The organism is Sporobacter termitidis DSM 10068 (assembly GCF_900130065.1).
GTDB classification, from domain to species: domain Bacteria; phylum Bacillota; class Clostridia; order Oscillospirales; family Oscillospiraceae; genus Sporobacter; species Sporobacter termitidis.
Genome location: NZ_FQXV01000008.1, coordinates 22,552 through 48,454 on the forward strand (window position 1 = coordinate 22,552; position 25,903 = coordinate 48,454).

Sequence of the window (25,903 nt, forward strand, 5' to 3'; positions counted from 1 at the left end):
AGTTCTCCTGTTCTGAATGATGATGACTGCCGCGTGACAAGCCATCGTCCGGTTCACAGCCAGAAATGCCTGATACGGTATGTAGTCCTAGCCGTTGCCGCCTTCCGCTCCGGGCTGCGGGCTGCCCTGCTGCTCCAGCAGCGCGAACTCCCGGCTCAGAGTTTCGTTCATCTGTTTGATGATTTCGGATGTCTGTTCATCCAGCTTTTTGTTGAATTGCTGCTCTATTGCCGCGGTCTGGCTTTTAATAAGGCTTGTCAGCTGCTGCTGCGTCCTGGCCTGCTGGCCGCTTAACGACTTCTCCTGGTCGGACAGCGATTTGTCCATCGTCTTCTGGACCGCGGAGAGCTGATTTTTTATATCGCCGTTAATCTGCGTGTGCAGGGCGTTGAGCTGCGCGTTCATCGAACTGTCGACCTGCTGCTGAAAAGTCGGTATTTGTTTGTCAAAGGAACTGTTGAGGAGTTCTGAAAGATGCCCGACCAATTCATCCTGCCCGGAGGCGTCGTACTTGCTGACGACTTCCTGGACCGCCGCCAGCTTGCCGGCGGACTCGTGATATTTTATGCCGAGGCGAATTGCAAAGAACGTGGGCACGACAAGGATAAGCACCAGCACCGTAAGGATTAGGTGGCGGAAAAACCTGACGCTTCCAAAATACATCCTTCATCTCACTCCAAACGGGTTGTTCATAGGCTCAAACCGGCGCATTTTGTCGATTTTTAAGGTACAAACTCGAAGTCTATTATATAGTGGCGGCTGGAAAAAGTCAATCATGGGGCGACAGGTTTATTTGAGGCTATTAACGTATTCAGGCGTGTTTCAAATTCCTTTTCTAGGCATAAATAATAAAGCGGGAAAAGAACGTCCGCCGCACCGGTGAAATAAAGGTTCCTGTTGGAGATATCCGCCAGCTCCGGGACGGAGGTGTAGATATAGGTCCGGAACCACTCGGCGCTGTACGGGGGAACGCCCTTGCCGCGCCGGACGGACGCCATCACGCTCTCATAGCTTTCCGCCACGGCGCCGCCGGTATTCGATATGCCGCGCTCCAGCACGGCGCTGTAAATCGCGTCGGTCTGCCTGACGGTCAGGCCGCCGCTGCCTGATCTGACGTTGCACAGGACGGGCAGCCTGGCGGCAAAGCTGTAGATGATGAGCGGGAAGATGCTGAAATATTCCCGCGTGTTCAGCGGCACGCACGCGTCGCCGTCGATACTGATCTGAAAAGCGCTCAGCACGTCGGCGTTGAAAATGTTGTTCAGGATCACCTTGAAAAAGTCCTTGATATCGCAGTGATAGTAGCTTTCGGAGGTGAGGGCGTAAAGGTACTTTGTGGCTTTAAAAAGATTGGCGCCGGCTTTCAGGATCATATCGCTCAGCTGCACTGTGACTTCAGATTCATTCGGAATTGTCATGCGTCAAACCAGCCTTTTCAAATATCTGTCGTGTCGAAATTTAGCGAATATTGTTTGAAAAATTATACCCCTGCTTTTATTAAAAGACAATAATGAATTTCTTGAAAACTCATATGCCGTATGCTATGATGAATCCACCGCGGCGGGAATTGCGACTATCGTCGGACAAGGACGAATCCTGCCGCTTTTCCGTGGAAGACGGCGAAAATCTGCGGTGTGAAATGGGGCGTGACATGAAAGACATTCTATCATTTTCCGTGCCGGGCAGCGATGCCGTTCATGAACTGCAGCTGGGCGAGTCGCTCATCCGCTTTGCGGCGTTTGATCTGCCCTATTTCAGGGAGCAATGCGTCGGCGTTTACAAGAGAAACGACGATTTTTTCGGCAAGGCCGCCCATCTGAAGGCGTACCTGCAAAGCTGCCACCCGTACTGTAAAGCCCTTTTAAACGCGGATTTTGACAAAATTGTCCTGGACTGCGTGATCGACGATATCTGCGCCTCGGAAGGCGCCGGCCTGGAGGAGCTCTGGGTCAGGAATATGACGGCCCAGGACCGGCTGGGGCAGGCGCTTTTCAGGCGCATCACCGAATACAAAACAGGCGTGGCGATCAACCAGTGGATCAACCTGCTGCGGATGCAGGCTTACGCCGTTTCAAAAATGACCTTTGTTTATGGCGGCGCGGCGGCGGACGCCGGCCTGCACAAGGCCAGAAAGCTCTATTACGACCTGGTCTTTACCTCGACGGCGGCGGCCCTGGGCTTCCAGCCCGCCGACCTGCCCAAAACAGAGGTCGGCTCCGTCCCGTTCCTGCCGCAGTCGGGCACCATTATGAAAGCGGCAGTCAACGCCATCGTCCCCGTGGTGAGGACACTGACGAAGGATGTCAATGCCAAAAATCCCCTGAAGGGCGGGGAATGTGTCCGGGACCAGATGGCCGGTCTTGTGCTGCGGGCCATGTCGGGTCTCGAGCCGCCCGCCGATGACGATATTGAAATGATCAGGCGCAAGTACGGCGCGCAGCCCGGTATCGTCTATGTCCCCGCCGGCTTCAAGGCCATCCTCGACCTGGAATTCGACCAAATGCTCGAAAAGGGCTTTTACATTCAGCTCGGCGGGAACACCCGCGTGCGGATGAAATATTCGGCGAAAAGAGACTCCGCCCCGGCCGATGAAATCCCGGAGCCCGCCCCGGCGGAGCCGGAGCCGGCGGCCGTAATCCCGGAACCCGTCCCGGCGGCGCCGGAGCCGGCGGCCATAGTCCCGGAACCTGTCCCGGCAGAGCCGGAGCCGGCGGCCGTAATCCCGGAACCCATCCCGGCGGAGCCGGCGGCGGCCGTAATTCCGGAACCCATCCCGGCAGAGCCGGAGGCACCGGCCATAGTCCCGGAGCCCGCCCTGGTGGAACCGAAAGCGGCGGCCGCGAGCCTGATGCCTGTCCAGGAGAAGCCGCAGATGCTGACCGTCGTCCTGGAGCCCGACCCGGCGGAGCTGGAATTGCTGGCCAAGATCCCGGAGCCTGCCCCGAAGAAGCCGAAGACACCGGCCAAAGCCCCCGAGCCTGTCCCGGAAAAGAAGGCGCCGGCCACCGGCAAAGCCCCGCCGAAAAAGACAGCCGCGCCGTTCGACGCGCTCCCGGAGTTTGTCCCGCCGGCCGCGCCGGACAAAAAGCCGGCCGCCCTGGAAAGGACGGCACAACGGGACAAAAAGCCCCTCCCCAAGGAAAAAACGGCCCGGAAGGATAAAAAACGGCCCGACATCCCGCTGCCCACGGCGGTCGAGACGCCCCAAAATCAGAAGCCGAGCCCCATTATCAAGAATAGTGTGGCTGTTATGGAGACTGGAAATACCGGAAAAGTCAGGATGATCATCGGCATGGCCGAGGACCTGGAGCGGGTACCGTCCAAAAAACGGACGCTGCAGGAGGTCAACACGCGCTGCAATCTCATCTGGACGAGCATGAATGTCCAGACCGGCTGGAGCATCACCTCCGAGGACGCCTCCGAGTGGTTCCGCTATCTGACGCGCCTGCGCTACGGGATCAACACGGGAGAACTGGCGCCGGAAGCCCTCGATAAGTTCCTGGACGCCACGCTGGAGGTTTATAAGCTGCTGCCGGACAATTCATAACCCGCTGTTAAATTTGTAACAATATTCGCTTGATGTTTAACAAGCGATATGATAAAATACGGTCAATAATAAGCTGAGCCGCAAGAGCTTCTTCCGGCAAAGCCAGTCCGCCGCCTGACACGAAGAGTCATCTGAAGTGGAAGCCCGCATGTCCATAACGCACGTATGGTCGAAATGCGCCTTTCACGGCGCATTTTTTATTTTTAACTCGGAGGTTAAAACGTATGGAAACACGCGTTGCCGTCGTCGGCATCATCGTTGAAAACATGGACGCCGTCGAGCAGCTGAACGCCGTCCTGCACGAATACGGGGCGTATATCATCGGCCGGATGGGCATCCCGTACCGGGCAAAAAAAATCAACGTCATCAGCATCGCCGTGGACGCCCCCCAGGACGTCATCAGCGCGATGTCCGGAAAAATCGGCAGGCTCCCCGGTGTCAGCGCCAAAACGGCGTATTCAAACGTCGTCACAAAGCCGGAAGAATGATATGAAAGCTTTGATCGACAAGCTCCGGCGGGACAGGGTCCTCAGCCGGGAGAAATTCAGGGCGCTCCTTGAAAACAGGGACGAGGACGCCGCGTCGTATCTCTTTGCCCGGGCCAGGGAGGTCCGGGAGGGCGTCTACGGGAAAGACGTGTATATGCGCGGCCTCATCGAGTTCACGAATTACTGCAAAAACGACTGCTATTACTGCGGCATCCGGCGGTCAAACGATGGCGCCGAGCGTTACCGCCTCACGGAGGCGCAGATCCTGGACTGCTGCGATAAGGGGTACGCGCTGGGCTTTCGGACCTTCGTCCTCCAGGGCGGGGAGGACCCGTATTATACGGACGCGCGCATGTGCGCCATCGTCCGCGCCGTCAAGGAAAAACACCCGGACTGCGCCGTCACGCTCTCCATCGGCGAAAAGAGCTATGAGACGTACAAGGCGTTTCGGGAGGCCGGGGCCGACCGCTACCTTCTCCGTCACGAGACGGCCAATGACGGCCACTACAAAAGGCTGCACCCGCCTGAGCTGTCGCTGTCCAACAGAAAGCGCTGCCTCTATGACCTGAAAGCGCTGGGCTACCAGGTGGGCTGCGGGTTCATGGTGGGCTCGCCGTATCAGATGATCGGGGATATCATCGACGACCTGCTGTTCTGCAGAGAGCTGGACCCCGAAATGGTGGGCATCGGGCCGTTCATCCCGCACCATGACACGCCCTTTCGGGGCGAGGCGGCGGGGACGATGGAGCTGACGCTCTTCCTTCTGGGCGTTCTCCGGCTCATGCTCCCCGGCGTCCTGCTCCCGGCGACGACGGCGCTGGGGACGATTCACCCGCTGGGGCGCGAAAAAGGGCTGCTGGCGGGCGCCAACGTGGTGATGCCGAACCTCTCGCCCACCGGCGTACGGAAAAAATATCTGCTCTACGACAACAAAATCTGCACCGGCGACGAGGCGGCCGAGTGCGTCCAATGCCTGAAAAGGCGCATCGACAGCACCGGGTACACCCTCGTCACGGCGCGCGGCGATTATAAAAAGGATCCTGAAAAACTAACGGCGAAGAAGCATCTGACCCGAAAGAAAGAGGTAAACGCGCATGTATAATCCAAAATCCATGAAAGCCGAGGAATTCATCGACCACCAGGAGGTGCTGGACACGCTGGCCTACGCCGCAGCGAACAAGTCCAACGCCGCGCTCATCGGCGATATCCTCGCCAAGGCCAGGGAACGGAAGGGACTCACCCACCGGGAGGCGTCCGTCCTCCTGGAATGCGATATCCCCGGGAAAAACGAGGAGATTTTCGCGCTGGCCAAGCAGATCAAGGAGGATTTTTACGGCAACCGCATCGTGATCTTCGCGCCGCTCTATCTTTCCAACTACTGCGTCAACGGCTGCGTCTACTGCCCCTACCACGCCAAAAACAAGCACATTCCCCGAAAAAAGCTGACCCAGGAGGAGATCGCCGCCGAGGTCGCGGCGCTGCAGGATATGGGCCACAAGCGCCTGGCCATCGAGGCCGGAGAGGACCCCGTCAACAATCCCATCGAATACATCCTCGAGTCGATCAAAACGATTTACGGCGTCAAGCACAAAAACGGGGCCATTCGCCGCGTCAACGTCAATATCGCGGCAACCACGGTGGAAAACTACAAAAAGCTCAGGGAGGCCGGCATCGGCACCTACGTCCTGTTTCAGGAAACGTACCACAAGGAGAGCTACGAAAAGCTCCATCCCACAGGCCCGAAGCACGACTACGCCTGGCACACCGAGGCCATGGACAGGGCCATGCAGGGCGGCATCGACGACGTGGGCCTCGGCGTTCTCTACGGCCTGGAGCTGTACCGCTACGAGTTTGCCGCCCAGCTGATGCACGCCGAGCATCTGGAGGCCGCCTTCGGCGTCGGACCGCACACCATCAGTGTCCCCCGCGTCAAGCACGCCGACGATATCGACCCCGCCGCCTTCGATAACGGCATCGACGACGACACCTTTGCCAAGATCGTGGCCTGCATCCGCATCGCCGTGCCGTACACCGGCATGATCATCTCCACGAGGGAGAGCAAGGAGACCCGCGAGCGCGTCCTGGGCCTCGGCATCTCCCAGATCAGCGGCGGGTCCCGCACCAGCGTCGGCGGGTACTGCGAGCCGGAGCCGGAGGACGAGAAAACCGAGCAGTTCGACGTTTCCGACAAGCGCACGCTGGACGAGGTCGTCCGCTGGCTCATGGAGCTCGGCTTCATCCCCAGCTTCTGCACGGCCTGCTACCGGGAGGGCCGGACGGGCGATCGGTTCATGGCCTTCTGCAAAAGCGGCCAGATTTTAAACTTCTGCCATCCCAACGCCCTCATGACGCTGGAGGAATATCTCATGGATTACGCCTCCCGCAAAACACGGCAGCCCGGCGAGGCGCTCATCAAAGCCGAAATCCAAAAGGTGCCCAACGAAAAGATCAAAGCCCGGGCGCTACAGAATTTAGAAGATATCAAAAGCGGCGCCCGTGACTTCAGATTTTAAAATCCCGCCCACCCGCCCAATAAAAGGTATAGGGGCTGCGCCCCTATGACCCCTTTGAATTCGGGGCTGTGCCCCGGACCCCGCGGGCTGCGCCCTGGGCCCGGCTGAATCCGGGGCTGTACTCGCGTTCCGTGTCATTCCCGCGCAGGCGGGAATCCACGTCTCTTCGTTCGCCGGGCTCCGGCCTCGTAGGAAGCGGCTTCAGCGCGCCTGGTACTTATCCCCGTATCCACCGCCGCACTTACGGGAACGGGTTGAAAATGCCATAAACTATAAATTCCAAAGAGGTGACATTATGGGACTCAACGACACGCCGTCGGCGGACCGGGTGCATATCGGGTTTTTCGGGCGGCGCAACGCGGGGAAGTCCAGCGTCGTCAACGCGGTGACGGGGCAGGACCTGGCGGTGGTTTCCGACGTGAAGGGGACGACGACGGACCCCGTATACAAGGCAATGGAGCTCTTGCCGCTGGGGCCGGTGATGATCATCGACACGCCGGGCATCGACGACGAGGGGCAGCTGGGCGCGCTCCGGGTCAGGAGGACGAAGCAGGTGCTCAACAAGACGGACGTGGCCGTGCTCGTGGTCGACGCGGCGCTCGGAAAAACGGCAGCCGACACCGAGCTCATCCGGCTTTTTGAGGACAAGAAGATCAATTACCTCGTCGTCTACAACAAGGCCGACCTGCTGGCGGAGGACGCGGCGCCGGCGTTCAATGAGATATACGTCAGCGCGCTGAAGGGGACGAACATCGAGGCGCTGAGGGAGAGGCTCTCGGCGCTGGCGCCGTCGGAGGACACCAAGCTCCGGCTCGTCGGGGACCTCATCAGTCCCTCTGATTTCGTTGTCCTGGTCACGCCTATCGACAAGGCCGCGCCGAAGGGGCGGCTCATCCTCCCCCAGCAGCAGACAATCCGCGACATTCTGGAAGCGGACGCCGCGGCCATCGTCGTCAAGGAATACGAGCTCAGGGAGACGCTTCAGCAGCTGGGCAAAAAGCCGAAGCTCGTCATTACCGACAGCCAGGTCTTTGCCAAGGTCTCCGCCGATACGCCTCGGGACGTCCTGCTCACGTCCTTTTCCATCCTGTTCGCCCGGTATAAGGGGCTCCTGCGCGCGGCGGTCAGGGGCGCGGCGGCGCTGGACACGCTGCGGGACGGCGACACGGTGCTCCTGTCCGAGGGCTGCACCCACCATCGCCAGTGCGACGACATCGGCCGCGTCAAGCTGCCCCGGTGGATCAAAAACCACACGGGAAAGGACCTGAACTTTGAATTCACCTCCGGCACCGAGTTTTACGACGATTTGTCGAAATACAAGCTGGTTGTCCACTGCGGCGGCTGCATGCTGAACGAGCGGGAGGTCAGCTACCGCCAGAAATGCGCCGTAGACCAGAACGTGCCGATCACGAATTACGGCATCATCATCGCTTACATGCAGGGGATTTTGAAGCGGAGCCTGGAGGTGTTCCCGGGCATCCTGGCGGAGCTCGGCTGGGAGACCTCTTGAAGGTATTCAAGAGGTCAGGGGTTTACAAGAGATCAATGGTTCAGTTGTGTTTTTGGGTATGAGCGGTCTCCTCTTTTGCATTATTTGCAGTATTGTGGTATACTTACTTTATGTAAACTGAGGAGGCGTGTTTTTTATGACGACGGAGGGCAAAATCAGACTCCTGGTAAGCAAGTCATTTGCGTATAAAGCCGGTTTTAAAAGAGCCGTTCTCAGCGGCGACACTGTAACGGCTGAAAAATGGAGAGAAGGATACCACGTCATTAAAGAGAAAATCGACGAACTGAAGGAAGAATTAGCCGGGTAATTCTTTCATTAACTCTCTCTACAGCCCGCAGGGAGGAAATACATATGACCATTGAAAAGCTGCAGGAAATCACGGCGGCTATGCTCAAGCAGGATATTAACAGGGTCACCATGAATAATGCTGTTAGCCAAGCTCTGATTGGGTTGAGGTTTTATGACGATCCTATTTTCGGTATTGCCGATGCCGATGATCCACTGTTTCAGACGCTGCGCAAACCCGGTATCGTCGGTCCGGGGGCTCTGCTCCCCGAGGACATCCTGCCTGCGGCAAAAAGTGTCATATCATGGTTTTTGCCATTTACCGCAGAAGTCCGAAGAGGCAACCGCGAAAGCATGACACAGCCGAACGATGCCTGGCGTCAGGCCCGTATCGAAGGGCAGGACACCAATTTTGCTGTCGGTGATGCCGTTTGCCATGCACTTGAAGCAGAAGGATTTATCGCTGTCCAAGTATCAAACAGCGGCAAGTTTAAAATGCTTGCTCCTTTTTGCAGCAATTGGTCGGAACGCCATGTTGCCTACATCGCGGGGCTTGGTACCTTTGGCCTTTCAAAAGGACTTATCACCGAAAGAGGTATGGCCGGACGGTTTGGGAGCGTCGTCACGGAGGCTGCGCTCCGGCCCACGCGGCGCGCATATAAAACACCATTTGAATATTGCATCATGTGCGGGGCCTGCGCTAAAAACTGTCCCGGCTTTGCAATTGATCCTTTAAAGGGCGTATCTGAGGGCAAGGATCATATCGCATGCAAATCGTTTTTGCAAACGACGGAAGAAACGCAGCGCTGCGGCGAGGGTGAGCGTTTTCGTTATGGTTGTGGTAAATGCCAGGTAAATGTCCCATGTGAGAGCCGTAATCCGAGCGGTCTTCGATAATATAGACTTGTATCTAACCACATAATATCTTTAAACCTATATACAAATGGTTTGTTTTAGTGTAAGCTGATTATAATACAATGACGGATATCATCGTAATGCACTTGCAAATTATAGGGTGGAACGCTCTTTAACGGGTGGTCCACCCTTTAAAAATAGACGATTAAATGACAAAGTATGCCTATTGCTTCTATGTGCTTTATGGTGAAGATTAAGGGGAAAACAAAATTAATGTCCTTTAAAGACCTGAAAATTACAGAACCCATTTTAAAAGCCCTGGCCAAAGAGGGGTACACGACCCCGACGCCTATCCAGGCCGCGGCAATACCGCCGCTGCTTGAAGGCCGCGACCTGCTCGGCTGCGCGCAGACCGGGACAGGGAAAACAGCCGCATTTGCAATCCCGCTTATTCAGCGGCTAGCTCAGGAAAAAACCGCTGTTAAGAGGCCACGGTTACTTAAAGCGTTGATACTGACGCCGACGAGGGAGCTTGCCGCGCAAATCGGCAACAGCTTCACCGCTTACGGGGCCTTTGCCGGTCTGAAGCACACCGTCATCTACGGCGGTGTTTCACAAAACCCGCAAATACAGATGCTGAAGCTTGGCGTCGATATCCTTGTGGCCACGCCGGGACGGCTTATTGATCTTATGAATCAAAAATACGTTGATTTCAGCAACATCGGCTTTTTTGTCCTTGACGAGGCCGACCGTATGCTGGACATGGGCTTTTTGCGCGATGTGGAGAAAATTATAGATGCGCTGCCTGATAAAAGGCAGACAATGCTTTTTTCGGCAACAATGCCTGCGGAAATTGAGAAGCTGACGAAGAAGATTCTGACAGATCCGGTCAAGGTGACTGTAACGCCGGTGTCGTCAACAGTCGACAGCATCGAACAGTCTGTCTATTTCGTCAATAAAGCAAACAAGACCAAATTGCTGATCCATCTGCTCAAAAATACCGGCATCGTGTCGGCCCTGGTGTTTACAAAGACAAAACACGGAGCAAACAATCTGGCTGAAACGCTTCGGGCTGCCGGCGAGTCCTGCGAGGTCATTCATGCCAATAAGTCTCAGTCCGCCCGCCTGCGTGCTTTGGAAAAATTCAAATCGGGCCAGGCGCGGCTTTTGGTCGCGACAGACATCGTTGCCAGGGGAATCGATATTATCGAACTGTCACATGTCATTAATTTTAACATTCCCGATTCGCCGGAGGATTACGTGCACAGGATCGGCCGCACCGGCAGAGCGGGACTTGCCGGAACGGCAATATCTTTTTGTGACAGCCTTGAAAAAAGGTCGCTTGTCGATATTGAAAAGCTTATCGGTAAAACCATTCCCGTTATAACAGAGCAGCCCTATCCGCTTGTTGAGGCGCCAGAATCCAATCAGTCAGATGAAAGGACCGCCGCCCGCACAAAAAGGGTTCATTACAAAACAAGCAATAAAGGCGTATCGCGAACAACCTTCCGGCCTAATAGATCCAAATAGGGCCATGCGGTCCTGCCGCTGAGCGGAATCAGCTGTATATATGCGAACAAACATCATTTGAAGTAAATTTGTTTTTAATGATGCTCGTTGAGTTAAGGAGTGCGTATATGGATTTAAAAAACAATAAGATTTTGTTCGGTGAAGTATTGAAAAACCCCGGAGCAGAAATGATCTTCGCTAAGCTTTTCCCGGAATTAATGAATCCGTTTTTGCTTCATCAGGCCAAGAAAATGACCCTGGAGAATATTCTGAAGATCTCCACCGGCCCTGATGCTCAGGAAAAGATTGAAAGAGTTATCGCTAAGCTCGAATTGCTTTGAGGTTCTTTCGATACCGCAATAAAACAGATGGAGGGCGAGTCATATTAATCTTAACGGTGAGTTTATAAATCATAAGGTGTTTGGAAGAGGTCAGATCATTGAACATGGAACGGACTTTGTCACAGTACAATTTAGCAAGACAAACGAGAAAAAGAAATTCATTTATCCATCGGCTATTCAAGCATTTTTAGTGCTGGAAGACGCAGAAACCGCTAAACAGTATAAAAAATATTCGGACGAGATGGTCAGTCATAACGCAGCGGCGCAGGCGGCGGCTGCGGAAAGACTGATCTTAGAGAAAAAAGCGATGCAGGAACATGCCAAGGCACTTAAAAAGTCGATAAAAAAGCCGGTAAAAAAAGCCAAGGCGCCTTGATGGAGTTTCAAGGAATTGGCAGTTGACTATACGCTTTGATGATGATATAATATTTGCAATCAATATGAACGTCTTGATCTCACATGTTTGTAAATCATTGTTCTTATCTTTGATTTACAGCGTGTGATTTTTGTTAATATTGAAATGTAAATATTTAGGAGAGTCAATATGAGCGTTGGCACAGTAAAGTGGTTTAATGCAGACAAGGGGTTTGGGTTTATCGCCAATGAGGAAGGCGGCGACGATGTGTTCGTGCATTTTTCCGCTATCACGGCGACGGGTTATAAATCTCTTGAGGAAGGCCAAAAGGTTACTTTTGATATTGAAAGCGACCCTAAAAACAGGCAAAAAACGAGGGCTGCGAACGTTCGCTTAGCTTAGCTGGCAGTTGGCGGGCGGCGCAAGTTGTATCTCTGTAAGCCATTAATCCTAAAATAGCGCGGGGCATATGTGTCCCACGCTATTATTATTAGCAGCTATCGGGTAATAATTTATTATTATTCCAGCTCCGGAAATAGCTTGGATAATATGCGGCACATAGCAAGTGAGGGAGCCCATGAATCAGTTTGAAAAAGCGGTATTAAAGGTTGTTTCAAACATCCTGGCAAATGTCAAGAAGTATTACAAAATATACCGTGGATTTTTGCGCTTGGCAAATCCTTATTTTAAGCCGATCTACGGCGCCCTTGACCGAAAAATGACGGTAAATGGCAGGGAAATACCGGTGCGCGTTTTCCGCCCGAAAACAGACGGCCTGCCGAAAGTCATGATTTTTTACCATGGCGGGGGCTGGGTTACGGGAAACATCGATACGTATACCAAAATATGCGCGTATATGGCCGAGCAGACAAAACACACGGTTGTGTCGGTGAACTATCGGCTCGCTCCGGAAAATTCATTTCCCGCCGGGCTGGAAGACTGCTATTATGTCACCAGAGAAATATTTAACGATCCGTGCCTGATAGACTGTACAGCAGAGGATATTACTCTGATAGGCGATAGCGCCGGAGGCAACCTGGCCGCGGTTGTATCGCTGATGGCGAGGGACAAAGGAGAGTTTTGGCCGAGCAAACAAATTTTGATTTATCCCGCCACATATTATGATCATAGCGAGAATTCACCATTTCCCTCTGTTCGGGAATATGGGTCAAGCTATTTATTGACAGCAGAAAAAATTCAAAATTATATGGATTTGTATATTCGAAACGAAGAAGATAAGCTTAACCCGTACGTTGCGCCCTTATTGGCGGACGATCTGTCAAATCAGCCGAAAACATTGATTATTACAGCCGAGTACGATCCCCTCCGGGATGAAGGAGAGGCCTATGGAAACAGGCTGAGAGATTTTCAAAATGACGTGTGTATTTGCCGGATAGAAGCAGCGCTGCATGGCTTCCTTGCATTTCCCAAAAGGTCGAAATCGGTGATAAAATGTTATGAAAGCATCAATAGCTTTTTATGTGACGGCAGCAATGCGTCAGATTTAAATATACCGGCGAATGAGGTTGATAAATGAAAGCTCAAAAATATGTTGAGTGGTCAAGACTTGACAATGCCTCAAAAATATTTCCTGCAACATGGACCCTGAAAGATCCAAAGGTGTTTCGAATTGCGTGTGAGCTTACTGAAGCGGTAAAGCCTGAGCTCCTGCAAAAGGCGCTCGATCAGACCATTGACGATATCCCCGTCTATAAATCGGTCCTGAGAAGGGGTATGTTCTGGTATTACATGGAGAAAAGCGACATGCGCCCTGAGGCTCATATGGAATCGAACACGGTATGCGCCCCGATTTACGTAGGGCTCAGATATAATTTGCTGTTTCGGGTTTCTTTTTTCAAAAACAGAATCAACCTTGAAGTATTCCACGCCCTGTCCGACGGCGCCGGCGCGCTTCGTTTTCTCCAGACTCTTGTACATTATTATATAATTCTCATCGGCAAAGGTAAATTTGAAAACACAGCGGCGGCAACGGACAATGCCTCCGTCAGCGGGTTGATGGATGATAGCTTCGGTAAACATTTTATTGGCCAGTGCGGTAAAAGAAACAGGGCTGACGTTAAGGACGCAAAAGCATATCAGATCCGCGGGGTAAGATTTGACGATAACAGAATGCAGCTTATCGAAGGCTCCATGTCGGCAAAAAAGGTGTTGGATGAGGCCCATAAAAACGACGTGACATTAACGGCCTATCTCGCGTCATTATTTGTTTATGCGATCGGTAAAGAAATGCGCGCACGCGGAAGAAAATATCCTGTTGTATTAACCGTACCCGTAAATCTGCGTCAGTATTATGAATCGGTTACAGTGAGGAATTTTTTCGGTTTCATTAATATCAGCTATCGCTTTGACAGCGATACTGAGGATTTGACTACTGTGATTCAGGGTATAAGCGAACGCTTTAAGAAGGCCTTGACGGTCGAACAGCTTGATTATCAGTCAAATAAATATATGTCGATTGAGCGGAACCTGTTCGCACGTATCGTCCCGCTGCCTATTAAAGATCTCGTCGCGCGATTGGTGGTGAGCAAGTCGGTCAGACATACCACATCGATTATATCGAATATCGGGAAAATAACCATGCCCTTGGAATTCGCTCCCTATATCCGCCAGTTTTCCGTCTGCACAAGTGCCCCGAGGCCTCAAATGACACTCTGTTCTTACGGTGACAGGCTGGTGGTCAGCATTTCCTCCCCTTATCGGGAAACCGATATACAAAGGAATTTTTTTCGGGTGCTGTCCGATTATGGAATCGATATAGAAATATCGTCCAGCTTCTAGTGAAAGGATAATGATATGCTGTATTGCCCGCAATGCCGGATTCAAATCCGGGGGGTTAAGGAAAGATGTGTGTTATGCGGAAATACTCTTTCAATGCTTGACCCTGATAAAGGGAAGGAAGAGGTTTTCCCTGTTATATCGCCTGCTTATGAGCGCCATCTTGCCATACGAATACTGGTATTCATATCCTTTGCGGCAGTCGTTGCCAGCTTTGCCATCCGTATGATCTTCCCCACGGATGTGAACTGGCCTTTATTTGTCGTTTTTGGACTTGTCAGCATGTGGCTGAGCTTGGTCGTCATTGTTCGAAAAAGCCATAACATACCGAAAACGATCATGTGGCAGGTGACCGTTGTGACGTTGCTTTCAATTTTGTGGGACTGGCAGACAGGCTGGAGAGGCTGGTCCATAAATTATTTAATGCCTATCATCTATGTTTCGGCCGAGTTGGTCATGTATATAACAGCGAGGATTATGAAGCTCAGTATCAGAGACTATATTACCTACGCCATGCTGGACGGCTTGTTTGGCATCCTCCCGGTCATTTTTATTCTGTTTGGTTGGGTACAAGTCCTGTACCCGTCCGTGATATGCATTGCAGTCAGCGTTATTTTCCTTGCCGGAATATTCATTTTCCAGGGGGAAGATATTAAAAATGAATGGAATAAAAGAATGCATATATAAGCGGCGTGTTCGAACAGATTACACAGCCCAGCTTCCTTGTTTTGGCAGAGATAAGCGGGATATAACACGATAAACAGGCGCTCATTTAGAGCGCCTGTTTTTTATAACGAAGCCCGTCACAAACAATAGACAGCAATTGGTTGAATCTGTTTCTGTTGGGAACGCCTTCGTGCTCATCGATAGCCATGAGAAGACCGGACATAAGGGCGATCAAATCCATAACTTCAATATCTTCCCGCACCGCCTTTGCCTGCTGGGCCCGGGTGAGGAGCTCGGCACATGCCGACTGAAAGTCCAGCAGCACACCGGACGTTGCCGTCCGTACACGAAAAGTGCCGATTCTGAAAGCGTCCCTTACCGCCCTGCTGGTAAAGCCCTCTTCCATGATGCGAAAAAAGAAGTCAAAGAACGCCTTGCCGGGATCGGGATGCGTGATAAGAGCTCTGGCTTCCTCCGTAAGCTCTTGTTTATAACTGATATTGACTGCATTGAACAATGCGTCTTTGGTGGGGAAATGGCGGTATACCGTGCCGATGCCGATGCCGGCTTGGCGGGCGATCTCGCTGATTGGAACGGCCAGCCCCTTTTCGGCAAAAATCTTATGGGCCGCTTGCAATATCTGCTCTCTGTTTTGTTTCGCGTCTGCCCGCAGCGCCTTTTCGGAATCAGAAAAGCGGGGATCATTTGGCCGTACGCCCGCTGCTTCGCCGGCGTTGCATGTTTCGCCCGAAGTGCGTTCTTTCTTTAGCATGAAGGCAGCCACCTCTTTCCGCTCTATTTTACCTTAAAAAATGGATGTTGACAACGGAATCATGATTCCGTATAATGTGACCTGCAAGCGGAATATATATTCCGCTTGAGAGATTAATTGTTAAGGCGGCTCTTTTTGTAAATATGCACACGATATCCACGCCATATAACAAAGGGGGTTAAAATATAATGAGAAAAAACATCATTTTCGTCTTTTCAGGGACAGGCAACAGCTTATGGGCCGCAAAGAAAATCTCAGAAGAACTGGAAAACTGCGAAATTGTGTCCATGGGCTGCCATAAGGACTATACCCTGACAGATGAATACGATGTTATTGGTTTTGTCTATCCAACTTATTATCGGGGGATGCCTGCAAGGGTCCGGGATTTTGTTTCGCGATTTGATTTTCGAAATAACAAGAACGCCTATTTTTTTGCCGTTGCCACCTGCGGGAGTGTTGACCGCGCCTGCAACGCGACAGTCGGACTGCGCAATTTGCTGAAGCGGAAAGGAATCACGCTCAGTTACGCTGAAAAACTCGATATGTTTTCAAACTATATCATCATGTATGACATGCGTGATACGGTTGAAGAGGAAACCCGGCAGTCGACCCGTGATTTGGAGCCGATCATCGGTAACATTAAAAAAAGGACCGTCGATCTGGCAGCATCGAGAGTCAAGCCGTTCCAGCAGCTTATGTATAAGGGGATTATGCACTTTATCCCTCGTGCGGATAAGCATTTCAATGTATCCGGCGCGTGTACGCATTGCGGTATCTGTCAAAAGGTCTGCCCTGTAAACAACATTGATTTGGGCCGGGACAAAAAGCCCTATTTCAAACACCACTGCGAGCAATGCCTGGCCTGTATTCAGCATTGCCCGGCGAAAGCCATCAACTACAAGGAAAAAACTCAAAGCAAAAAGCGGTACACGCATCCCGATATCCCATGGCGGGAACTGGCAAAGCTGAATGGTTATTAGAAGCTTGCTCCCACTTGACATGAATATCCTGGAAATGTATAATGAGCGCAAGAAAAAGGCGCTGCCGATAAGCGGTCAGCCCCTCAGTATTGGCTAAGAAATAACCGTTACTTTGGAGAGTGGGCGGTTATTTCTTTTTGGCCTTGATAACAAGTCCAATAACGCCGATGACAACAAGGCAGAACTGTAACAGTTCCGGCAATGTTATGTACACGGCATCACCCCCTTTCAGGGGCAGTCAACCGCCTATCGCTATGGCAGCGCCTAATTGTATTCTAGCATTTAATCACATATTTTACAATAATTACACGGTTGCGGGACGGTCGTGGCATTGCCCGAAAAACAAAACCAAAAAGAGAGGTGACAGCCCCGTGAGAAAAGAAAAGGACGGCCTGGGCGCGATGGAGATCGACGAAAATGCGCTGTATGGCCTGCAGACGGCGCGGGCGGCGAAGAATTTCGCGCTGGGGTACAGGAGGACAAACCTCCGGCTGATTTACGCTGTTGTGACGGTCAAAAAAGCGGCGGCGCTCTCTTATTTAAAGCTCGGCGCCGGCAGGGAGGGCGTCTACGAGGCGATACTCAAGGCGTGCGACAGGATTCTGGCCGGGGAAGCGGACGACCAGTTTATCGTGGACGCGCTGCAGGGCGGCGCGGGGACGTCCACCAACATGAACGTCAACGAGGTGATCGCCAATCTGGCCCTCAGGATATCGGGCGGGGAGCCCGGGGATTACGCGCTGCTCCACCCCCTGGACGACGTCAACCGCGGACAGTCCACAAACGACGTCTATCCCACGGCGCTGCGCGTCGCGGCCATCGGGCTGCTGCGGGACCTGTCCGACGGCTGCGCCAAGCTGCAGACGGCGCTCCAGCTGAAGGAAAATGACTTCGACGGCATCAAGAAGCTCGGTCGGACGGAGCTGATGGACGCCGTGCCGATAACGCTGGGCGCGGAGTTCGGGGCGTACGCCCAGGCCATCGCCCGGGACCGCTGGCGGCTTTACAAGGCGGAGGAGCGCCTCCGGCAGGTCAACCTCGGCGGCACCGCCGTCGGAATGTCGGACAATGCCGAGCGCCTGTACCGCTACGAGGTGATCGAGCAGCTCCGGAGCCTCACGGGCATCGGGCTGGCCGTCGCCGAGTACCCCATGGACATCACGCAGAACAACGACGTTTTTGTGGAGGTATCCGGGCTGTTGAAGGCCCTGGCGGTGAGCCTCATGAAGATCGCCAATGACCTCCGCCTTATGAATTCCGGGCCCCACGGGGGCTTTGGCGAGCTCCGGCTGGCCCCCCTGCAGATGGGGAGCACCATCATGCCCGGCAAGGTGAACCCCGTTATCGCCGAGATGACGATACAGGCCGCCATGAAGGTCATCGCCAATGATACCGCCGTCACCCTGGCGGCCGCCCACGGGGAGTTTGAGCTGAACGCCTTTTTCCCGCTCATCGCCGACGCACTTTTGGAGAGCCTGTCGCTTCTGGAGCGGACCGTCTTCCTGTTCAGGACCCGGTGCGTGGAGCTGGTCGAGCCCGACCGGGAGCGGTGCCTGGAGCTCTTGAACGGCTCGTACGCGTTCGCCACGTCGTACACGGGGAAGCTGGGCTACGGCGCCGTTGCCGCCATTATCGACAAACACAGGGGCGACCCGGAGAAGATCAGGGCGGCCCTTGAGGCGGCGCTCGGTCACGACCGGTGAGGCCCTGAGATTTATCAAAACGCTGTGGCGCCGGGGGCGATACCGTGATATCATCACAGACAGGAGCGGCGCGCTCCTATAATCTGATGGCCAAGGAGGCTGATGCGGAATGGTGGAAGTCAAGGTTAATCCCGGAATCTGTGGGCTTTGCTCGACGATCCGGTGCGATTCGGACGACATGCAGGAGGTGACGGTCGACTTCAAGACCGACTGCCCGAACCTGAAGCCGCTGGAGCAGGAGCTGAAAGAGGTCGACGGGTACGACATCTGCTTTGCGAAATTCGGAGACGGGGAAATTTGCGAGCTGGCCCACAAGTATTGCAAGCACGCGGCCTGCCCCGTGCCGGCGGCGCTCATCAAAGGCGTCGAGGTCGCCTGCGGTCTTGCCCTGCCGAAGGACGCCGACATCAAGATCGAGAAGAAATAGACCGTGACATAACAAGCTGAAGCACTGTCCTCCCGAGCGAAGGAGGACAGTGTTTTCCTGTGAGGCAGGACGCGCGCCCGGCGATTTGTTCATAATTTGTTAAAATTTATCGGCGCGCGCCTATGCTATGATGAGAAAAAACATGTTGGAAAGCGGGTTTGGCTGTAACAGGAGATGCGAATTTACGGGAAGTATTTCAATAAGTACAAGGTCCTTTTCCTGTCCGGGGTGTTGTTTGTCCTGCTTGAGGCGCTGTGCGACCTGATGCAGCCGACGATCATGTCCCGGATCATCGATGACGGTATCAAAAGCGGGCAGATGTCGGTGATCCTGCATTACGGCCTGACGATGCTGGCCGTCACCGCCGCCGGGGCGTGCTTTGCCGCGCTGCGGAATATTCTGGCCAGCCGGGTCTCCCAGAATTTTGGGGCGGACCTCCGGGAAGACGTGTTCAAGAAAATCATCGTCTTTTCGGAGAGCAGCGCCGACAAAATCGACAGCGGGTCGCTCATCACGCGCATGACGAACGACACGAATCAGATCACACAGTTCATCAACGGCATGATGCGCATCTTCGTCAAGGCGCCCGTCACCTGCGTGGGGAGCATTATCCTGGCGGTGCTCCTGAGCGTCCGGCTGAGTCTCGTGCTGCTGGCGGCGGTGGCCGTCGTAACAGTGCTGATCGTTATCAGCATGCGTCTGAGCTACAAACGGTTCGCGAAGGTCCAGTACGCCATCGACAAGGTCAACGCCGTCGTTCAGGAGTATCTCCTGGGCGTCCGGCTCGTCAAGGCCTTCGGGCGGTACGGCGACGAGGAGGAGAAGTTCGGCGCGGCAAACGAGAGCCTGGCGTCAAAGAGCATCGCCTCCCAGCTTGTCATCGCCTGGTTTTCCCCGCTGATGTCCCTGACGATCAATATCGGCATCGTGCTGATCCTCTTTTTCGGCAGCGTGTTATTTGCCGGAGGGGGCATCGAGGTGGGCAGGGTCTCGGCATTTTTGACGTACATGACGCAGATTCTGGCCTCGCTCATCATGATCACCGCCGTCTTCAACATGTTCGTCCGGACAAAGGCGTCCACCGAGCGGATCGCGGAGGTGCTGAACAGCGAAGAGGATTTCCCCGGCGGCGGGAGCGGCGCCATCACGGGCCCGGCGGCGCTGGAGTTCAAAAGCGTCACCTTTGCGTATCCCGCCGGCAGCGGGCTGCCGGCGATCCGGGACCTTTCTTTTGAAATCGGGGCGGGGAAGACGCTGGCGGTCATCGGCCCCACAGGCTCCGGGAAGTCCACGCTGGCGTGGCTGTGCCTGCACTTTTACGATTTAAACAGCGGCGCGATTTATTTGAACGGCGCGGATATCAAAAACATGGACACAGGGACCCTGCGGGAGAGCGTGGCGCTGGCGCCGCAGAAGAGCATGCTTTTTTCCGGCACGGTGAGGGATAATATCGCCTGGGGCAAGCCCGGCGCCACAAAAGAGGAGATTATTGAGGCCGCCGCGGCGGCGCAGGCCGACAGCTTCATCTCCCGCATGCCGGAGGGGTACGAGAGCTTTCTCGGCCAGGCGGGCGTGAACCTCTCGGGCGGGCAGAAGCAGCGCGTCTCCATCGCCCGGGCGCTGGTCCGGAAAGCGCCGGTTTTGATCCTGGACGACTGCACCAGCGCGTTGGACGCGGTGACGGAGGTCAAGGTGCGGCGCGGCATCGCCCGGCTGAACGCCGGGACGGTCGTCATTATCACCCAGCGGATCACCACGGCCATGAACGCCGACATGATCCTGGTGCTGGACAACGGCAGGCGCGTGGGCTTCGGCAGCCACAGGGAGCTGCTGGCGTCGTGCCGGATTTATAAGGAAATATTTGATTCGCAGATCGGCGAAGAGTTTATGAGGTAGGACGTATGGCGGAGATCAACAAAAGCTATGAAAAAATGCCCGGCCTCGGCCGGGCGCTTGGCGGCAGCCACCAGCGCTTTCGGCCCCATCAGAAGCCGAGAAACACCAAAGGCACCATCCGGCGGCTGTTGACGATGCTGCTCCAGTGGCGCGGGACGATGCTGGCCGCCGTCCTGCTGACGACGCTGTCCTCCGCCGTGTCCATCACGCTGCCGCTCCTGATCGGCCGGGCGGTCAACACCTTCAACATCGCGGCGGGGACGGTGGATACGGCGGGCCTGACGACCATCCTCCTGGTGATCGCCGCCTGTTACCTGACGGCCTGGGCCACCGACACCACAAACGGCGTCGTCATGGCCAAGGTCACGCAAAAGCTTGTAAAGGCCATCCGCACGCAGCTTTTTGCCAAGCTGCAGAAGATCCCCCTGGGCTTTTTTGACACCCGCGCCCACGGCGACACCATGAGCCGCCTGACAAACGACGTGGACAACATTTCCCAAACGGTGTCCCAGGCGACGACGCAGCTCGTGTCAAGCTGCCTGACCATCACGGGCACGCTCGTCATCATGCTGACGCTGAGCCCTGTGATGACCTGCGTGGCGCTCGTGTCCATTCCGCTGTTTTTGCTGCTCACCCGGACCATCTCCAAGCGCAGCAGCGGTCTGTTTCTGGAGCAGCAGCGCAAGCTGGGCGCTCTGGGCGGCATCATTGAGGAAAACATCGTCGGGCTTAAAATGGTCAAGGCGTTCAACCGGCAGAAGAACGTGACGGCGGAGTTTGCCCGCGTCAACGCCGAGCTGCGGAGCTGCTCCGCCAAGGCGCAGACCTGGGCGGGCTTCCTGATGCCGTTTATGAACGTCATCAACAACCTCAGCTTCGGGCTCATCGCCACGGCGGGCGGTGTCCTGTCGGTCCGGGGCATGCTGTCCGTAGGGCTTGTAGTGAGCTTTCTGACCTACTCCAGGCAGTTTGGCATGCCGCTCAACAGTATCGCCGGCATGTTTGCCAACATCCAGTCGGCCCTGGCCGGCGCCGAGCGCGTTTTTGAGCTATTGGACGAGGCGGAGGAGGCGGCCGACCGGGAAGACGTCCGCGAGATAACCGACGTCAAGGGTAAGGTGGAGTTTAAGGACGTGACGTTTTCCTACATCCCGGGCAGCCCCGTTTTAAAGGATGTCAGCTTTACGGTGAACCCCGGCGAGGTCGTCGCGCTGGTGGGAGAGACGGGCGCGGGGAAGACGACGATCGTCAACCTTCTCACGCGCTTTTACGAGCTGGACGGCGGGAGGATTCTGATCGACGATACGGACATCCTGGATATTTCGAGGGAAACGCTCCGGGGCTGCTTTTCCGTGGTGCTGCAGGAGACCTTTCTCTTTACCGGCACCATCGCGGACAATATCCGGTATTCAAGGCCCACGGCCACCGATGAGGAGGTCAGGGCGGCCGCAGGGCTGGCCCACGCCGACGACTTCATCTCGCGCCTGCCGGGCGGTTATGAGACCATCGTTACCGGCAGCGCCGATAACCTGAGCCTCGGCCAGCGCCAGCTCATCGCCATCGCCCGGGCGATCCTTGCCGAAGCCCCGATCCTGATCCTGGACGAGGCCACCAGCAGCGTAGACACCAAGACGGAGAAGGAGATACAGCAGGCGCTGCTGACGCTGATGAAAAGCCATACCAGCTTTTTGATCGCCCACAGGCTGTCCACCATCCGCGACGCCGACAGGATCATGGTCATCGGCGGCGGCGAGATTTTGGAGAGCGGCACCCACAACGCGCTCATGGCGAACAAAGGCGCGTATTACGAGATGGTGATGAGCCAGCTCGGCATGGGCGGCGGCATCGGCGCGTAAGGCGTAAGCGCCGCTGCGCCGCCCAAAATAATGAAACGGTTGTCATAAAGACGGCCTGTAAAGCGTTTGCTTTACAGGCCGTCATAATTTTTCGGGTCGATATGCCATTTTCAGATGCTACTCGGATGCTACAAAGTGTAGTTAAATAGAGCTCAAGTTTCTACAATTTGAGCATTTATTGTTATCTTGAATAAAATTATAATAAGGTTATTACAAAAGTTTTAACGAAAACGCAAACTACCATGATGTTCGACATTTTTCACGTCTTTCCGCCATCATGGTCATCATGGTCGACACAACCAAGCGGACGCGTTTACTATAAATCCGTCCGCGTGATTTAAGCGTATAATGGGCTGTCCGCCGAGCTGTCGGCGAAACGGTATGACTATTACAATAGTCAGCTTCAAGATGAAGACTACCACAGTAGTCAACTCTTGTCAAGCCGGTTTTGTAATTTATTTGCCGTATATTATATTTTTTCGTTTTACAGGCGTTAGTAACCCGGGAGGGTTCATATAAAAAGGAGGTTAATTCATGAAAAAAGTAATGGCAATCGTCCTTGCGCTTATGCTTGCTGCCTCGCTCTTCGCCTGCGGCAGTCCGGGCGCCTCGACGACATCCCCGAGTGCGTCCGCGAGCGCCTCGCCGAGCGGATCAGCTCCGGCAACGACGCCCAGCGCAACCCCAGGCGCCAGCGGATCGACCGAAGTGGGCTATTATGATCCCAGCTATGATTACAGCAAGAACAAGAACTACAAGGTCGCTTACGTCATGGCCAGCACCAGCGTTCTGTACGATCAGTTCAGCAAGGCCTTCAAGGCTTGGTCGGACCGCGCCAATGTGACGTACAACGACTTCAGCTGCAACAGCGATAACGACCTGTTCATCACCACCATCCAGACATATGCCGACCAGGGCTATGACGGACTGCTGATCGACCCCGATTCCACCATTTATCCGCGCGCCGTTGAGCTTTGCAACGAGCTCAAGATCCCGTGGATGGGCTGCATGTCCCCCGCCCTCGACGACAACGGCAAAATGGCGCACCCCTACATCGGCTTCGACAACTATCAGGCCGGCGTCGCGATGTCAACCTACAACACCGAGTATGCCAAGAAGACCTGGCCGGATGCCAAGCCCAGCGAAATCGGCGCCATCTTCATTGGCTACTCCGTCGTTCCGGTGCTTGCCGAGAGAGAAAAGGGCTATACGGACGTCTTCTTCAAAGAGTTCCCGGATTCCGCGAAGAACTACTACTTCTGCGACGGCTCCGTCACGGGCCTGATGAACGCCCAGGTTGGTTACGACTTGGTGTCGGCGACCGTGTCCGCCCATGCAGACATCAAGTACTGGCTGATCAGCGGCTTCTTTGACGACTATACCGACGGCGCCGCCCGCGCGATCGACGCTGCCGGCAAGACGGCAACCACCGTGTGCTCCACTTTCGGCGGTTCGGGCCTCATCAACCAGTGGGATGCCGGCGAAACAGGCAGCGCTTGGAGAGCGGCCATCTACACCGACCAGAGGCTGTATGCCGAGCCCATCTTCTTCGGCCTGTACGCGCTGATGTCCGGCCAGGCGACCCCGGAAACGCTGTGGCCTGAATGGGTCAACCATAAGAACGGCGATACATACGCCTCCGTCCTGCTTCCCACCGTTGTCATCACGCAGGATATGTATCAGCAGTATCTGATGTGGGTGCAGGAATACACCGGCATCAAACAGAACGATTACGACGTGGCGCCCGGCAACTACACCTCGAAGGTCGACGTTCCGGATTCCTACAAGGCTTAAATTCAGCAATATAAAGGGCCCGCTGTGCTTCGGCACAGCGGGCCCTTTTATGCTGTCGATAAAGCCCTTGGGGCTTTATCGACAGCATTTATACCGGTTTTGTTTTGTCCAGGTAGCGGAAGGACAGCTCGACGTAAAGAATTTCGTCCTGGTTGTTCAGGTCCACCTTTGTGAGCTCGGCGATGCGCTCGATGCGCTTGATGAGCGTCGTCCTGTGGATATACAGGTCTTCCGCCGCGTGGGTATAGCTGAATTTCCGGCTGAAGAACGTGCGGAGCGTTTTATAGTATTCCGTATTGTTTTCCCTGTCGTACGCGATCAGCTGGAGCAGGACCCTGCTGCAGATCTGCTCCGGGGAAAAGGCCGCCGTGCCGTAGCTCAGCCAGCAGGGGAGGGCGTAGTCGTCAAAGCAGTAATACCAGCACATGGGATCGCATTCCCGGCCGAGCGTGACGGCCAGCTCCGTCTGCCTGTAATAGGCCGGCAGATGATTCAGCCCCGTAAACGCGCGGCTGATGCCCGCCAGCATGAGCCCGTCGCGGAGGAAATACGCCAGGTCCTGCATGAAGTCCCGGCTGCTTTTCGCGGAAAAGACGGTCCTGTTCAGCAGGACGACCACATAATTGTCGTTTTCCACGGCGCAGACGCCCGGCCATTGCCGCTCCATCATCGGGATCAGGTAGTTGGCGTGCAGCTGCCATTCGTGCCGGAACTCGGGCTGGAGCCTGATGAGGGCATACTCGTCAAAATACGCCCAGCCGTTTTCGTTCAGCCGGTATTCGGTGTATTCCCGTTCAGGCGGGGCGCCGCGCAGACAGCTGAGCAAAATCTCCCTGAGGGACGAGAGGGATTCCTTGGGCCGCAGGAAGGACCCGTATTTCCGGAGCATGGCCTCGATTTTCTGCGCCAGAATGCGGAACAGGTAGGTGCAGGCGCTCTTTGACAGGCTGCTTTTGAAATACAGCGTCAGCCGCCCCAGATATCTGTTTTCCTTTTTGTAGTTATAGGACAGAAAAAGCTCGCCGCCGATGTTGAATTCAAACACGTCGTTGTTGTACAGGCCCTTGTTGAACAAAGGGTCGGAGATCAGCTCGCTCATGATGGAGGTAGAGACCTTGTTTTCGTCCACGTCGTCCCTGAAATAGCCGCCGCGGTTGTCGGAAAAGGCGATGATGGTAAAATCGTCGTCGACGATGGAGATCGGGCAGCGGAGGAATTTTGTGGCGCAGTCGATGAGCTCGGCGTATCCCTTGTCCGTCTCGACGATCTCCGTCATTTCGCTTTCCCAGGCGTCGTAGTAGTCAAAGGTCTCCTGGAGGCGGTTGAACAGCGCGTCCGCCGGCACCGAGGCCGGCACGGCGAGCACCTCGATATTCCCGGCCGAAAAATCCGGCGGCAGGCTCCCGAGCGCGATGAATACGGTGCCGTCCGGCGCCTCCCGCGGCAGCTCCCGGGCCGGCACGATAATAAGATGATCCGACAATTGAGCGCCCTCCGCGTAAAACATCGGCCTTCCCGCCGGCGTATCCCGGTTGCCGGACACGGCGTATCTGATATCAAAGTACTCCGAGAGTACGTTAAATATCAGTTCAGTTGTCAGCTTCATCGAA

24 protein-coding genes are annotated in these 25,903 nt (G+C 54.8%); 20 read left to right on the forward strand and 4 right to left on the reverse strand.

Features of this window, described 5'->3' with window-relative positions; all coding sequences use genetic code 11:
• Positions 1-87: 87 nt before the first annotated feature.
• Both BUB60_RS11740 and BUB60_RS11745 read right to left on the reverse strand, forming a co-directional pair.
• Positions 88-663 (reverse strand): hypothetical protein, encoded by a 576-nt coding sequence (locus BUB60_RS11740; protein ID WP_073079212.1) that lies wholly within the window; start codon positions 661-663, stop codon positions 88-90.
• Between the two features lie 110 nt (positions 664-773).
• Entirely contained in the window at positions 774-1,418 is a 645-nt protein-coding gene (locus BUB60_RS11745) for a hypothetical protein (RefSeq protein ID WP_073079214.1), read from the reverse strand.
• 233 nt (positions 1,419-1,651) lie between these two features.
• Here BUB60_RS11745 and BUB60_RS11750 point away from each other — a divergent pair, with 233 nt between their 5' ends.
• The 14 genes from BUB60_RS11750 (at position 1,652) to BUB60_RS11810 (ending at position 14,886) form a co-directional block, all read left to right on the forward strand.
• Positions 1,652-3,547: a hypothetical protein gene (locus tag BUB60_RS11750; protein WP_143162333.1), complete on the forward strand. Its 1,896-nt coding sequence runs from the start codon at positions 1,652-1,654 to the stop codon at positions 3,545-3,547.
• Positions 3,548-3,771: 224 nt separating this feature from the next.
• Entirely contained in the window at positions 3,772-4,035 is a 264-nt protein-coding gene (locus BUB60_RS11755; protein WP_073079219.1) for a TM1266 family iron-only hydrogenase system putative regulator, read from the forward strand.
• 1 nt (position 4,036) lies between these two features.
• Entirely contained in the window at positions 4,037-5,137 is a 1,101-nt protein-coding gene (gene hydE / locus BUB60_RS11760) for a [FeFe] hydrogenase H-cluster radical SAM maturase HydE (protein ID WP_084726438.1), read from the forward strand.
• On the forward strand, positions 5,130-6,548 hold the full coding sequence (gene hydG, locus BUB60_RS11765; RefSeq protein WP_073079220.1) for a [FeFe] hydrogenase H-cluster radical SAM maturase HydG: 1,419 nt from the start codon (positions 5,130-5,132) through the stop codon (positions 6,546-6,548). The genes hydE and hydG overlap by 8 nt, the downstream gene beginning before the upstream one ends.
• A 295-nt stretch (positions 6,549-6,843) precedes the next feature.
• Positions 6,844-8,058 carry a [FeFe] hydrogenase H-cluster maturation GTPase HydF gene (gene hydF / locus BUB60_RS11770; RefSeq protein ID WP_073079221.1) on the forward strand — a complete coding sequence of 405 codons (1,215 nt, stop codon included), beginning with the start codon at positions 6,844-6,846 and terminating at the stop codon, positions 8,056-8,058.
• 136 nt (positions 8,059-8,194) lie between these two features.
• The gene (locus tag BUB60_RS20150; RefSeq protein WP_159435398.1) at positions 8,195-8,365 is read left to right on the forward strand and encodes a hypothetical protein; all 171 of its coding nucleotides are present in this window, start codon (positions 8,195-8,197) and stop codon (positions 8,363-8,365) included.
• Between the two features lie 44 nt (positions 8,366-8,409).
• Positions 8,410-9,240, forward strand: a complete 831-nt coding sequence (locus BUB60_RS11775; RefSeq protein WP_073079222.1) for a hypothetical protein — start codon at positions 8,410-8,412, stop codon at positions 9,238-9,240.
• 231 nt (positions 9,241-9,471) lie between these two features.
• Entirely contained in the window at positions 9,472-10,728 is a 1,257-nt protein-coding gene (locus BUB60_RS11780; protein WP_073079223.1) for a DEAD/DEAH box helicase, read from the forward strand.
• Positions 10,729-10,835: 107 nt separating this feature from the next.
• On the forward strand, positions 10,836-11,048 hold the full coding sequence (locus BUB60_RS11785) for a hypothetical protein (protein ID WP_073079224.1): 213 nt from the start codon (positions 10,836-10,838) through the stop codon (positions 11,046-11,048).
• A gap of 76 nt (positions 11,049-11,124) precedes the next feature.
• On the forward strand, positions 11,125-11,424 hold the full coding sequence (locus tag BUB60_RS11790; RefSeq protein ID WP_073079225.1) for a hypothetical protein: 300 nt from the start codon (positions 11,125-11,127) through the stop codon (positions 11,422-11,424).
• A gap of 168 nt (positions 11,425-11,592) precedes the next feature.
• Positions 11,593-11,805 (forward strand): cold-shock protein, encoded by a 213-nt coding sequence (locus BUB60_RS11795; RefSeq protein ID WP_073079226.1) that lies wholly within the window; start codon positions 11,593-11,595, stop codon positions 11,803-11,805.
• Between the two features lie 175 nt (positions 11,806-11,980).
• Positions 11,981-12,940 (forward strand): alpha/beta hydrolase, encoded by a 960-nt coding sequence (locus tag BUB60_RS11800; protein WP_073079228.1) that lies wholly within the window; start codon positions 11,981-11,983, stop codon positions 12,938-12,940.
• Positions 12,937-14,202, forward strand: a complete 1,266-nt coding sequence (locus BUB60_RS11805; RefSeq protein ID WP_073079230.1) for a hypothetical protein — start codon at positions 12,937-12,939, stop codon at positions 14,200-14,202. Before BUB60_RS11800 ends, BUB60_RS11805 begins: the two co-directional genes overlap by 4 nt.
• Before the next feature lie 93 nt (positions 14,203-14,295).
• On the forward strand, positions 14,296-14,886 hold the full coding sequence (locus BUB60_RS11810; RefSeq protein ID WP_242941196.1) for a DUF6320 domain-containing protein: 591 nt from the start codon (positions 14,296-14,298) through the stop codon (positions 14,884-14,886).
• 85 nt (positions 14,887-14,971) lie between these two features.
• Here BUB60_RS11810 and BUB60_RS11815 read toward each other — a convergent pair whose 3' ends face one another.
• Positions 14,972-15,637 carry a TetR/AcrR family transcriptional regulator gene (locus BUB60_RS11815; protein WP_084726439.1) on the reverse strand — a complete coding sequence of 222 codons (666 nt, stop codon included), beginning with the start codon at positions 15,635-15,637 and terminating at the stop codon, positions 14,972-14,974.
• Positions 15,638-15,825: 188 nt separating this feature from the next.
• Here BUB60_RS11815 and BUB60_RS11820 point away from each other — a divergent pair, with 188 nt between their 5' ends.
• The 6 genes from BUB60_RS11820 to BUB60_RS11845 all read left to right on the forward strand — a co-directional run bounded on the left by BUB60_RS11820 (position 15,826) and on the right by BUB60_RS11845 (position 24,293).
• Positions 15,826-16,617 carry an EFR1 family ferrodoxin gene (locus BUB60_RS11820; RefSeq protein WP_073079234.1) on the forward strand — a complete coding sequence of 264 codons (792 nt, stop codon included), beginning with the start codon at positions 15,826-15,828 and terminating at the stop codon, positions 16,615-16,617.
• Positions 16,618-16,988: 371 nt separating this feature from the next.
• On the forward strand, positions 16,989-18,320 hold the full coding sequence (locus BUB60_RS11825; RefSeq protein ID WP_073079236.1) for an aspartate ammonia-lyase: 1,332 nt from the start codon (positions 16,989-16,991) through the stop codon (positions 18,318-18,320).
• Positions 18,321-18,429: 109 nt separating this feature from the next.
• A complete protein-coding gene (locus BUB60_RS11830) occupies positions 18,430-18,747 on the forward strand; it encodes a DUF6951 family protein (RefSeq protein ID WP_073079238.1) in 318 nt (105 codons plus the stop codon).
• A gap of 174 nt (positions 18,748-18,921) precedes the next feature.
• Positions 18,922-20,643, forward strand: a complete 1,722-nt coding sequence (locus BUB60_RS11835) for an ABC transporter ATP-binding protein (protein ID WP_073079240.1) — start codon at positions 18,922-18,924, stop codon at positions 20,641-20,643.
• A 5-nt stretch (positions 20,644-20,648) separates the two neighbouring features.
• On the forward strand, positions 20,649-22,499 hold the full coding sequence (locus BUB60_RS11840; RefSeq protein WP_073079243.1) for an ABC transporter ATP-binding protein: 1,851 nt from the start codon (positions 20,649-20,651) through the stop codon (positions 22,497-22,499).
• A gap of 534 nt (positions 22,500-23,033) precedes the next feature.
• Positions 23,034-24,293, forward strand: a complete 1,260-nt coding sequence (locus tag BUB60_RS11845) for a substrate-binding domain-containing protein (RefSeq protein ID WP_073079245.1) — start codon at positions 23,034-23,036, stop codon at positions 24,291-24,293.
• Between the two features lie 88 nt (positions 24,294-24,381).
• On the opposite strand, the gene BUB60_RS11850 is transcribed toward BUB60_RS11845, so the two are convergent.
• The gene (locus BUB60_RS11850; RefSeq protein WP_073079247.1) at positions 24,382-25,899 is read right to left on the reverse strand and encodes a PucR family transcriptional regulator; all 1,518 of its coding nucleotides are present in this window, start codon (positions 25,897-25,899) and stop codon (positions 24,382-24,384) included.
• Positions 25,900-25,903 lie beyond the last annotated feature (4 nt).

Excerpts from the sequence above, each read along its gene's own strand:
- BUB60_RS11740 (WP_073079212.1), bottom strand. The coding sequence starts at position 663 with ATGTATTTTGGAAGCGTCAGGTTTTTCCGCCACCTAATCCTTACGGTG.
- BUB60_RS11745 (WP_073079214.1), bottom strand. The coding sequence starts at position 1,418 with ATGACAATTCCGAATGAATCTGAAGTCACAGTGCAGCTGAGCGATATG.
- BUB60_RS11750 (WP_143162333.1), top strand. The coding sequence starts at position 1,652 with ATGAAAGACATTCTATCATTTTCCGTGCCGGGCAGCGATGCCGTTCAT.
- BUB60_RS11755 (WP_073079219.1), top strand. The coding sequence starts at position 3,772 with ATGGAAACACGCGTTGCCGTCGTCGGCATCATCGTTGAAAACATGGAC.
- hydE (WP_084726438.1), top strand. The coding sequence starts at position 4,037 with ATGAAAGCTTTGATCGACAAGCTCCGGCGGGACAGGGTCCTCAGCCGG.
- hydG (WP_073079220.1), top strand. The coding sequence starts at position 5,130 with ATGTATAATCCAAAATCCATGAAAGCCGAGGAATTCATCGACCACCAG.
- hydF (WP_073079221.1), top strand. The coding sequence starts at position 6,844 with ATGGGACTCAACGACACGCCGTCGGCGGACCGGGTGCATATCGGGTTT.
- BUB60_RS20150 (WP_159435398.1), top strand. The coding sequence starts at position 8,195 with ATGACGACGGAGGGCAAAATCAGACTCCTGGTAAGCAAGTCATTTGCG.
- BUB60_RS11775 (WP_073079222.1), top strand. The coding sequence starts at position 8,410 with ATGACCATTGAAAAGCTGCAGGAAATCACGGCGGCTATGCTCAAGCAG.
- BUB60_RS11780 (WP_073079223.1), top strand. The coding sequence starts at position 9,472 with ATGTCCTTTAAAGACCTGAAAATTACAGAACCCATTTTAAAAGCCCTG.
- BUB60_RS11785 (WP_073079224.1), top strand. The coding sequence starts at position 10,836 with ATGGATTTAAAAAACAATAAGATTTTGTTCGGTGAAGTATTGAAAAAC.
- BUB60_RS11795 (WP_073079226.1), top strand. The coding sequence starts at position 11,593 with ATGAGCGTTGGCACAGTAAAGTGGTTTAATGCAGACAAGGGGTTTGGG.
- BUB60_RS11800 (WP_073079228.1), top strand. The coding sequence starts at position 11,981 with ATGAATCAGTTTGAAAAAGCGGTATTAAAGGTTGTTTCAAACATCCTG.
- BUB60_RS11805 (WP_073079230.1), top strand. The coding sequence starts at position 12,937 with ATGAAAGCTCAAAAATATGTTGAGTGGTCAAGACTTGACAATGCCTCA.
- BUB60_RS11810 (WP_242941196.1), top strand. The coding sequence starts at position 14,296 with ATGCTTGACCCTGATAAAGGGAAGGAAGAGGTTTTCCCTGTTATATCG.
- BUB60_RS11815 (WP_084726439.1), bottom strand. The coding sequence starts at position 15,637 with ATGCTAAAGAAAGAACGCACTTCGGGCGAAACATGCAACGCCGGCGAA.
- BUB60_RS11820 (WP_073079234.1), top strand. The coding sequence starts at position 15,826 with ATGAGAAAAAACATCATTTTCGTCTTTTCAGGGACAGGCAACAGCTTA.
- BUB60_RS11830 (WP_073079238.1), top strand. The coding sequence starts at position 18,430 with ATGGTGGAAGTCAAGGTTAATCCCGGAATCTGTGGGCTTTGCTCGACG.
- BUB60_RS11835 (WP_073079240.1), top strand. The coding sequence starts at position 18,922 with ATGCGAATTTACGGGAAGTATTTCAATAAGTACAAGGTCCTTTTCCTG.
- BUB60_RS11840 (WP_073079243.1), top strand. The coding sequence starts at position 20,649 with ATGGCGGAGATCAACAAAAGCTATGAAAAAATGCCCGGCCTCGGCCGG.
- BUB60_RS11845 (WP_073079245.1), top strand. The coding sequence starts at position 23,034 with ATGAAAAAAGTAATGGCAATCGTCCTTGCGCTTATGCTTGCTGCCTCG.
- BUB60_RS11850 (WP_073079247.1), bottom strand. The coding sequence starts at position 25,899 with ATGAAGCTGACAACTGAACTGATATTTAACGTACTCTCGGAGTACTTT.